Genomic DNA, 8,964 nt, shown 5'->3' on the forward strand with positions numbered 1-8,964 from the left:
GGTGGGAAGATTATAGGGATGGCAATATAACCAAAAAAGTTGGTGATAAATAGATATATATCTATTTAAAGTGACTAAATTACTTCCAAATCAATAATTCACAATTTTTGATTCGATTATATATGTTTAATGGTTTGGTTATCTTCTGGAACACTGAATTAGTAGATCCCCGTTTCTCTACCAGATGTTAACACTACATAAATAATTAGAGCAAGTCAGGGGAGACTGAAAAAGAGCAGACTCGCTCTCAATTTTTACATAAATTATGAAGGAACAATATGACAGATAAAGCCAATTTGATTGTTAACATTCAGTCTCATGATAAGGCAATGAACAAACCTGTTGCAAATGCCTACAGCATTTTGGGTAAAACTTACACTCAAACTTTACCTATCATTGTTACTGGAGGAATTGTAGCTCTATTCGCAATATGGGTAATAGCAGCATCCAGTTGCGGAGGGTCAGTCAAGTTTAAGCTAATCCCTTTAGAATTTCAATTAATGAAGGGAAATTGCAGTATTCCGGCTGATGTAGGGAAGAAATAATTTCTTTAGGGCAGAATGGTACATGCTTCTTTACTCAATTCCATGAGTGCAAATTTTTATACTTTTGCCCTGATATCTAACGTGTGAGTTAATAATTATTAGTGAAATGAGATACCAAAAGCTTTGGATAACATTGACTTCTCCAAACCTTTTATTGAATCCTTTGTGACTTTGTTAATGTCCTCTAGTTCGTTATAGTCATAAATATCTGGTATTGAGATAGTTAGTGGCCCACGAAGTGTAATTGATAAAATAGAGGCAAAACCAGAGGATACTGTTGCAGGTATTGGTAAACATTTACCTTGATACATTTCATCCCAGGCAAACTGGAATAGACATCTGTAAAACTTGAGAAGCACAACATCTCCTTTATTTTTAATATCTAGAAGAGGTTGCTTGAGTAGGTCATCTAAAATCTGTTTAATAAAAAGCATCATCTCTCTTGTAGTGAGAAGTTGACTCTCACTGGAGATTTTAGCTGAAAGTAATTCATAACTAGGAACTAAATTTTGCGCTATTTCACAAATGGAATGGCAAGAGTTAGCGAGTTTTTGAGCTGCATAGTGTTCAGTTGCATTTGGATTAATAGGGCCAGGTGTAATTGGGCGCAAAAAGTAACCAATCTCCCTAATTAAACGCCTATTGCAAATTTCATCAAGAAAGCTGCTGTTATATGCCCACACTTCAAACCATTCTTGGTACTTTCTTAAAATCCCTTCACGATAGTCTAATGGGACTTCTTTATAAAGGAACTGAAGTAGGGGAGCTGTATTACTACAGAAGCTGTACAATTCACCTAATTCTACAGGTCTAATAAGATTCTCTTGATTGTCCTCTTCCATTTGTAATTCCTCTCCAGTTGACATAGTATCTAACTCCAATATCGTTTTTGCATACAGACCAGTACACTTTCTCTGTCCGGTCTCCCATCTAGCAACAGTTACTGCATCCACTCCTAAGCGAGATGCAAACTGCGCCTGAGTCTCCCCAAGTGAACGTCGGATACGTCTCACTTCCTCTGGCTTTAAGTGATAATTTGATGCCATCTTAAGTATCATTTTGAGCTTTGGTTATTATCATAACCAATATATAACCAATGGTAAAGTATTTAACTAACAAAGTACTATCAACCAGTTCTATCCCTGCACCTTGGAGTCAGTGGGCAACCTCACTAATGCTCACAAAACAAAAGCCCCAGGCTATACACCGAAGGCTTTGTAATTATTGACCATTAAATTCAATATTGAATTCATGGAAACAGTTCCTTATATTCGGTATAAGCCTGCTTCCAGCCCTTACCATTTTTATCCACTCCCCACAGAGATTGAATAATTTGAGTCTGGGACATCTTCTTATCCACCATCTGCTTGACGATGCCAGTCAGTTGTTCACTTGTCAGGAAAGCAGGAGTATAGCGACGGTCAGTATCGATTCCAGTATCATCAGCAAGAGCATTAAAATCGCCCGTTTCTGGGGTGGTATCACTGATTCTGGTATCGTTTCCAGTATCGATAAGTGACGATTCCAAAACGTCAAAAGCCTTATCAGTCGGTTGGTATCGGTCGGTATCGCTTGGATGACTGGGTGAGGTGGGCGGCGGTGCATCTGATATCACCCAATTGTCATTTATCCATGCTCTAGCCTGATTCAAAAACTCATCCTGTGGCTGATCGCTGCTTGGCACAGAGTCCGCCAACGCCGGGGAATCACTTCTCAACTCAGGAAAATATTTAAGCAGTGTCCGCGCCGGATCTGGTTGCCCAGAATGAGGATTAACCTCAGTTTTTAGCCAGTCTGGAATCGTGCCAATTTCACCCTGTGCGATCGCCTTATCAAAACTGTCTGGGTCAGCCAGGAAGTAACGCCCTGTTGCCAATGAGATTGACTTAAGCGGCGACAGCTTTTTACTAGTAGCCTCACAGCCAATGAAAGTAGCCCCACTTTTGAAAGTATCACCAAAACCTGCGGTGTTTTTCGTCCCCACCCAAGAAGTAAGGTTCTTGCCGTGCAACACCACGAAAATTTGTGCGCCCTTCTTGCTGGCGCGAGTGAACAAAAAACGAATAATCCATTGCTTCTGCTCATCCGTAAGGTAATCAGATAACGCCACAGCTTCATCAATCACCAAAATAATATCTGTGTAACTATTCTGGGCGGCGTTGTCCATTTCCCTTAAATAGTTGTACAAATCGCTGGCAACCTTAGCATCAGCTTTTGCACCCTCCTCTTGGGGGTAACTAAGTCTGCACACAAGGCGATGGCAGTGAAACGGGTATATATCGTCACCTGCTGTATAGTAGTGAATCTTAGTATTTGGCTCCAGTGCTTTACTGAGGATGGCTAGAATCGCCATCAGCGTACCCTTGCCACCTCGCTGATTACCTGCAATCACAGTAATTTGGTCACGAATGCACTTGGCAATATCAAAACCACTGTTGGTTAGTGCATCGATAATTGCGATCGCTCGGTGGTGTAGTGGTAACGCCAAGACTGATTGAATGTCTGGTGCTGGGGTCGGTGCTTTGGAAGGTTCAGACTGTGGGGAACTGGGCAACTCTATAAACTTTGGTTGTGGCAGTTCAACGAACTTGGGTTCAGGTAGCTTTGGTTGTGGCTGTTGGGATTGTTGCTGAATTAAAGTGACCTGTGCATGGTCAATTCTGGGGTCGGGGGCTACCTGCGCCAGATGTTTGCACAACTGCTCAACAGTGGGGAACGCGCCTCTGTAAGTGGTGAAGTTGTCCAGCAGCCACCTGTAAGCATAAAACCGCTTGCCTGCTTCTACGCCCGTTAGAAAATCGGTGAGGGTGTTGGTGTACTGCCGCAACATCACAAACTCACTACGCTCTAGGGGTGTAAGGTGGTTCATCAAATCCACAATTTCATTGCGATTAGAAAACCATTCCTCTCGTGCTTCGCTGTCACCCATTGCTGAGAGAAATTCCAAAAAGTTACCCCGCACAAAGGGGATAGGAGCAAAGCAATGAGAATCGGTCATATCTTGCACTACCGACCAAGCGTAACCCAGTCCTGCAACTAGCGCACCGATGGGGGCGAGTGGGGAGGTAGCATAACAAACAGCCCCGATTGATGCCGTTGCTAGAGTAACGCATTTGGCCAGGTTCATTCCTGCCCTTTCAGTCTTGGCACGAACTAACAATTGGTCAACTCGTTCTACTAGCCAAGGGGCGATGTTACCCGCTTCCAGGTGTTCAATGCAGGGGTAGTCAGCCCGTAATGAGGTAGTTTCTTTGGTGGCCAACTGTGGAACAGTGGGGTGAATATCGGGTAAAGATTCCATAATTATTCTCCAATTAAAAGCAGAGGGGCAGAGGTGCGGAGGGGCTGGGGAGAGGTTACTTTCATTTCTCCCCTGCTCCCCTGCTCCCCTGCTTACTTAGTTAATCGCCAGATTGTGTAACCGATTTCGCCTGCCATCATGGTGGTGAAGTTGTAAGCTAAACATCCCAAAATTTGGCCAGGGTCGGTATAAACGAACGGATTGCGCCCTACAAAGGTTGTGGTTAAGTCGAATATCCAGAAAAACAGTGCGATTGCGCCTCCGGCATAGCGTTCTTTCATGCCAGCCACCTTATAGTCACGCCACAGTGCGGTAGTCAGGTCAATGTTTGCAGTCGGCTTGCTGCTGAGGGTGTACTGTTTCGATTCCTCAAACTCGCTTCGGGCTTCCATTGGTCGTTTACCCCGTAAACTCCGGGCTTCCATTACCTGCACTAAAGCAGAAATACCAAGTGACAGCCAGAAAAACAGATTAAACGGTAGCGTTACCCATCCAAACCAGCCAATCCAAGTTTTTTCAAACCAGGAAAACATCGGGATGCCTTGAAACAGTGTTTGCCAAATTCCATCAGAACTGAGGAGTGTGCCAAGAAAGAAACCCATTGCACCGAGTATCTTTGTGCCTGATGACCCTGGCGTGACGAACTGGGCGACGATGTGAGTAGTGAAAGTTACGGGTAGGGCAATGATATCAACAATCCATTGCGCTAGGATTTCAACATAATTATTGACTCCTTTGTTGCTAGTTTTTGGGGAAGTTGCAGGTGTTGAGTTTGAATCATTTGGGGGCTTATATTCTGCACTTTTCATTGCTTACTCTCTTCCATTGGTGGGGATAAATTGCAGACATTTCTGTAGTGATACTTCCAAAGCCAACGCCGTTCTGCTATCTGCCCTATGCAGCGACCAGAAGAGTCATAAACATAAACTTGCTCATCCTCCTGGTAATAGCTGGTATCAGGTCTGGGGTTGCGTTTTGGGTTGTCTAAATAGCCTCTGATTCTGAGTTTTAAACTGGTCGGTAATATGCCAGTTTCATTCAGTTTGTCGCTAGTTAATTTACGTTGTTGGATGCGTGAACGTTCAAGAGATTCTTGTGCTTCTAAGTTCGACACAGCAGAGAAAGTGTAGAACTGCTGCGGCAATTTGATGAACAGAGGTGAAGCAATCAAACCCAAACCCAATAGCCCCAGCATGGCTTGTTTTTGGTACTTCATTATTGAGTTTTCAATTGATTGATGATTGCTTCTGCTAGTCCCAAGTGATCGCCTATTGGGGTGTACTGGTACAAATCCTCTTGAAGTTTCTGGATAGTATCAGCCGATTCTAAGAGTAAATATTGCCCTTGTGTAGCGATTTCAGCAGCGATTAAGTTTTCAGTTATCGCTTTCAAAAAATGCAGTTTTTCGATGCGATTAATCCCTTCAAGACAAGAACCATAAGTATCTTGCAACCAGTCTAAATAACTGCCATCTCCCGGTGTCAGAGCGCAGTAGTATCCAAGCGGTTTCGTCATGATTTACAATCCTTTTGTGTCTATGATGCGTAGATGCCATTCGGAGTGGTCGCTCGGTGTCCAGTCAAGCGACCGCTCTCCTTATCATTGAAAAAAACCTTCTCTCGAAACATCCACAGTTGAAGCTGCTGCCTCCCATTGCAGAGTATTGAAAAATTGGCTGACATCACCGAGTGTTACATCACAATCAAAATTCAATCTTTGATACTGTGGATGCTGCCGAATTTGGATTACTAATTGTTGGGCTTGTGCAATCAATTCTGGTAGCGGTTGAGTGTTCATATTCACCTCAAAAAATTGATAATTGCAGTGATTCTTGACTGATGACACTTGCACTAGTTGACATCCCTGAAACTTCATAACAGCGAGTAGTTAAAGTCTTGTGATTCAGCAATAAATCAGCCTTCTTTCGTTGTCCAGCCAGAGGGCGAAAGTGATATTTTGGATGCTGAATTGTCCCTGTTTTATGCAGGTATTGATATAGCGTTCTATCTATTTGGTAAACCTTGGAATTGGTTAGTAGGTTTGAGTCGTAGACTAGATTTAAGTTGTTCATGAAGCTACTCCCTTAAACTGGCTGGCCATGTTTGCTAGTCCTGCCTTATTCGGTTGAATTGGTGTAGTATTCGCCATTTGAGTTTTTGCAGATGTCTGCACACCAATACCACCTTGAAATATCAACTTCTCGACTGCTGCACTCAGGGCTTGGGTTGGTGCATCGTGAGGAATATTGAACATTTGGCACAGTTCATAAACTGCTAAGTATGAGATGCTTATACGCCGAGATTCGTAGGACTTTATATCTGACACTTGTTTATACTCCTGTGGAAATTTCTGTTAATAGCTTTAAGCCAAAAGCATTGATGAATTGCGGGTTTTCTAACACTACAAATCCCAAGTCAGCCAAATTTTGATCTACTACTGGCAGGGAAACGCCACCACCCCAGGCGACTAGGTATTTCGCTCTGTCTAGGTAATTGCTGGAAGTAACAAAGTTGGCGAATTTCTCAATGCGGTTAGACCACCATTCATCTAGACATTGGGCATATTCCTTTTCAAATTTCTTGCCTGTCAGGTGATTACCTCCATAAGTAAAAGTACCTTCTAAAATGCCTCGATTAACTAAGCTGGGTGAATGTTTTACGTCCTTAGAAATCAAACTGATAGGGTCGTTTCGTTTGTCGAGTGCTTCGGCAATCATTGAGTGCAGTTCACCGGCTCCACCTTCAATCAGGTGTCTGTCAATCACTGCACCATTGCCGTTGAATACGGTAATTAGCCAAGTGGATGAACCGATATCAAGGGCGATAGCAATTTCTGATGGGTCAAGGGCTAGGGTTGATTCACCAAATAAACAATGAGCAATGCTGCCATAACCCTCTGGATAAATGCCTGTGACTACGATTGATACTGTCTTGGTGACAACAGAACGATTAACGGGGTGTTGATGCTGAAAGGTGTGGACACCTTGAACTCGGCGTTTAATTTCTTCTCCCCAGCGTTCTGGGTTGTGGTTACTCAAGCTGATTTCTAGCTTCATCCCATCGGGGATGTTCAGAACTGCTAAGTCTGCAAGGATGCTTTCTAATGCCAGTTCTGCTTTTTTGGCTTTGTCGTCATAAAGTAGGGTGTGGTCACTTTGGGCGATCGCCGCACTGCCCCAAAAGAATTGCGTGTCTTTCAAGTCCAAACGCTTCCCTTCGAGATAATGCACCCATACGCCATCTTTCGATATGGTTTCGTGATGGCGAATGTTGCGGTTGCGGACTAGTGAGTACGCAGATGGCATCGTGACAGAAAAATCACCGTATATTGCCTTGCCATACCCTGCACCGGGGTCTTTACCTGCAATTAGGGCAGTTAGCCCGGAATTGGCAAGTTGGTCTGCTTGAACTAGCCAATTTGTGGCATTGGTGTATGTGGTTGTCATGGTTCTGATGGTTGGTAAAAGTCTTATTTATCCTGGCTTTGGAGAATTTATCGGCTGAAGTGCCTTAAATCCACACATCCAGTTTTCGGCAAGCCTAAACATCACTTTCTGGCTTCAGTTGCCTTTGTTGGGTGGCGTTTTTTGGCTGATATTGCTATAGTAGCTACAGGTAATGAACTTTGTCAATTAGTAATGTACTAAGATGACAAACATTATGAAGCGAGGGAAAATAATGAACTGTAACTACTTTCAAATTTATGAAGTGCCAACAAAAAAACCTAGAACTACGATTTATCTTGAACCAGAGCTAATGGAGGCTCTCGAACAAAGAGCGAAAGAGGAGAAGCGCACAGTTAGTAACTTATGCAATTTACTAATTGAACAAGCAATGAATGAGTGGTTGAACCAAAGAAAGAAGACAGATGACTGACACAGCCAAATTAAAGAAAACTTTCTTGCAGGAACAATCATTGATTTTTATTAAGTAAGTTTAAGTAAAAAATCACAGCCTTGTTGGATATAAGGCAGGCAGAAGTTCTGTAAAATCAGCAAGTAGTGAGATAAAGCGTAAAAGGGGGTAAACACAAAAAAAGCACAAAAATAAAAGGACAAAGAGCCACTAATCAGTGAACACTTTGCCCCACATACAGAAAAAATAAGTATTTAAATATTTGAGAGCGGGTTTTACCTCTGGAAGACCAAGTAAGTGGAAGGAAGTTGGAAGGTCTAACCACTGATTGGCGAAAGAGATTGTACCGCGCTGCCTTCTCATATTATATGGGTTGCTGTGTAAATTTCCATTTTTTCACAGCGAAATTTTGCATGGAATTTATTAATTTTTTCTGACATCAGAAAAAAAGCATAAACGAGCAAAACCGTAAATTTCATAGATATGAGGTGTAGCAGTGCGCTAACCCCCTCCAAATGCTGAAAATCAGTTTTTTGAGGGTACATCTGTGATAAATAGCAACCGCGCACTGACAGAAAGTCAAAGCCTTGTGCCAAAGTTTAAATTCGCCATCAACACTTGTGGCAGAAATAAAGACTGGGACTTTAAAAAACTTGCTGCCAACTTTCGAGATACAGAAGGCACTTTAGAAGATGTTCAGCAGCACATTAAAGCAGGTCACGCCATCTGTGCAGGATTATTGGGTAATAAATGGCGCAGTAAAGCCAACGTTATCGGTTCTCACTGGCTACTACTCGACATCGATAATTCTGATGTTGCCCGTGATGAGGATGGCAAACCAATTAAGGATGATTTCGGCAATTCCATCAAGGTTTACGATCCAGAATTAACCATTGAACAAGCCCTAGTCCATCCCTTCATTCAAAAGCACTGCGCTTTAATGTACACCACTGCCAGTCATAAACCTGACTGGCATAAATTCCGGTTGATTTTCCCTCTGCCCCAATATGTTGAAGGTGCTGACACAGTAGAAGCTTGTACACGCTTCCTGATGCAGCAGTTACCGCATGACCCAGCGTGTAAGGATGCCAGCCGTGTATTTTATGGCAACACTCTAGCAGAATTTCTCATAGTCAACCCAGAAGCCACCCTACCAGATGAGTGGGTCACTGAAGCAATTGCGATCGCCCAAAGGGAGAGGGAAGAATACCAGCAACGCATCAAAGAAATTGAGTCACGCCGTCAACAGTTCCGCGAGATTTCC

11 protein-coding genes and 1 pseudogene are annotated in these 8,964 nt (G+C 43.0%); 3 read left to right on the forward strand and 9 right to left on the reverse strand.

Annotated elements, in window-relative coordinates:
* Window positions 1-278 precede the first annotated feature (278 nt).
* Complete coding sequence (locus H6G28_RS33200) at window positions 279-545, forward strand: hypothetical protein (RefSeq protein WP_190677324.1); 267 nt, start codon at window positions 279-281, stop codon at window positions 543-545.
* 98 nt (window positions 546-643) lie between these two features.
* Here H6G28_RS33200 and H6G28_RS33205 read toward each other — a convergent pair whose 3' ends face one another.
* The 9 genes from H6G28_RS33205 to H6G28_RS33245 all read right to left on the reverse strand — a co-directional run bounded on the left by H6G28_RS33205 (window position 644) and on the right by H6G28_RS33245 (window position 7,291).
* Window positions 644-1,591 carry a helix-turn-helix domain-containing protein gene (locus H6G28_RS33205; protein ID WP_190677326.1) on the reverse strand — a complete coding sequence of 316 codons (948 nt, stop codon included), beginning with the start codon at window positions 1,589-1,591 and terminating at the stop codon, window positions 644-646.
* A 203-nt stretch (window positions 1,592-1,794) separates the two neighbouring features.
* On the reverse strand, window positions 1,795-3,846 hold the full coding sequence (locus H6G28_RS33210) for a hypothetical protein (protein ID WP_190677329.1): 2,052 nt from the start codon (window positions 3,844-3,846) through the stop codon (window positions 1,795-1,797).
* 92 nt (window positions 3,847-3,938) lie between these two features.
* Window positions 3,939-4,655 (reverse strand): hypothetical protein, encoded by a 717-nt coding sequence (locus tag H6G28_RS33215; RefSeq protein WP_190677331.1) that lies wholly within the window; start codon window positions 4,653-4,655, stop codon window positions 3,939-3,941.
* Window positions 4,652-5,062: a hypothetical protein gene (locus tag H6G28_RS33220; RefSeq protein WP_190677333.1), complete on the reverse strand. Its 411-nt coding sequence runs from the start codon at window positions 5,060-5,062 to the stop codon at window positions 4,652-4,654. Before H6G28_RS33220 ends, H6G28_RS33215 begins: the two co-directional genes overlap by 4 nt.
* On the reverse strand, window positions 5,062-5,361 hold the full coding sequence (locus H6G28_RS33225; protein ID WP_190677335.1) for a hypothetical protein: 300 nt from the start codon (window positions 5,359-5,361) through the stop codon (window positions 5,062-5,064). Before H6G28_RS33225 ends, H6G28_RS33220 begins: the two co-directional genes overlap by 1 nt.
* 84 nt (window positions 5,362-5,445) lie before the next feature.
* Window positions 5,446-5,643 carry a hypothetical protein gene (locus tag H6G28_RS33230; protein WP_190677337.1) on the reverse strand — a complete coding sequence of 66 codons (198 nt, stop codon included), beginning with the start codon at window positions 5,641-5,643 and terminating at the stop codon, window positions 5,446-5,448.
* 7 nt (window positions 5,644-5,650) lie between these two features.
* On the reverse strand, window positions 5,651-5,917 hold the full coding sequence (locus tag H6G28_RS33235; RefSeq protein WP_190677338.1) for a hypothetical protein: 267 nt from the start codon (window positions 5,915-5,917) through the stop codon (window positions 5,651-5,653).
* Window positions 5,914-6,171, reverse strand: a complete 258-nt coding sequence (locus H6G28_RS33240; protein WP_313950037.1) for a hypothetical protein — start codon at window positions 6,169-6,171, stop codon at window positions 5,914-5,916. The genes H6G28_RS33235 and H6G28_RS33240 overlap by 4 nt, the downstream gene beginning before the upstream one ends.
* 4 nt (window positions 6,172-6,175) lie before the next feature.
* Window positions 6,176-7,291, reverse strand: a complete 1,116-nt coding sequence (locus H6G28_RS33245) for a ParM/StbA family protein (RefSeq protein ID WP_190677341.1) — start codon at window positions 7,289-7,291, stop codon at window positions 6,176-6,178.
* Between the two features lie 232 nt (window positions 7,292-7,523).
* On the opposite strand from H6G28_RS33245, the gene H6G28_RS37550 reads away from it, so the two are divergent.
* Both H6G28_RS37550 and H6G28_RS33255 read left to right on the forward strand, forming a co-directional pair.
* On the forward strand, window positions 7,524-7,721 hold the full coding sequence (locus tag H6G28_RS37550) for a ribbon-helix-helix domain-containing protein (RefSeq protein WP_190677347.1): 198 nt from the start codon (window positions 7,524-7,526) through the stop codon (window positions 7,719-7,721).
* Between the two features lie 526 nt (window positions 7,722-8,247).
* Window positions 8,248-8,964 (forward strand): annotated as a pseudogene (locus H6G28_RS33255) (PriCT-2 domain-containing protein); the annotation flags it as partial.

Origin of the sequence: Nostoc sp. FACHB-190 (genome assembly GCF_014696905.1) — a bacterium.
In the GTDB taxonomy this organism is placed as follows: Bacteria; Cyanobacteriota; Cyanobacteriia; order Cyanobacteriales; family Nostocaceae; genus Nostoc_B.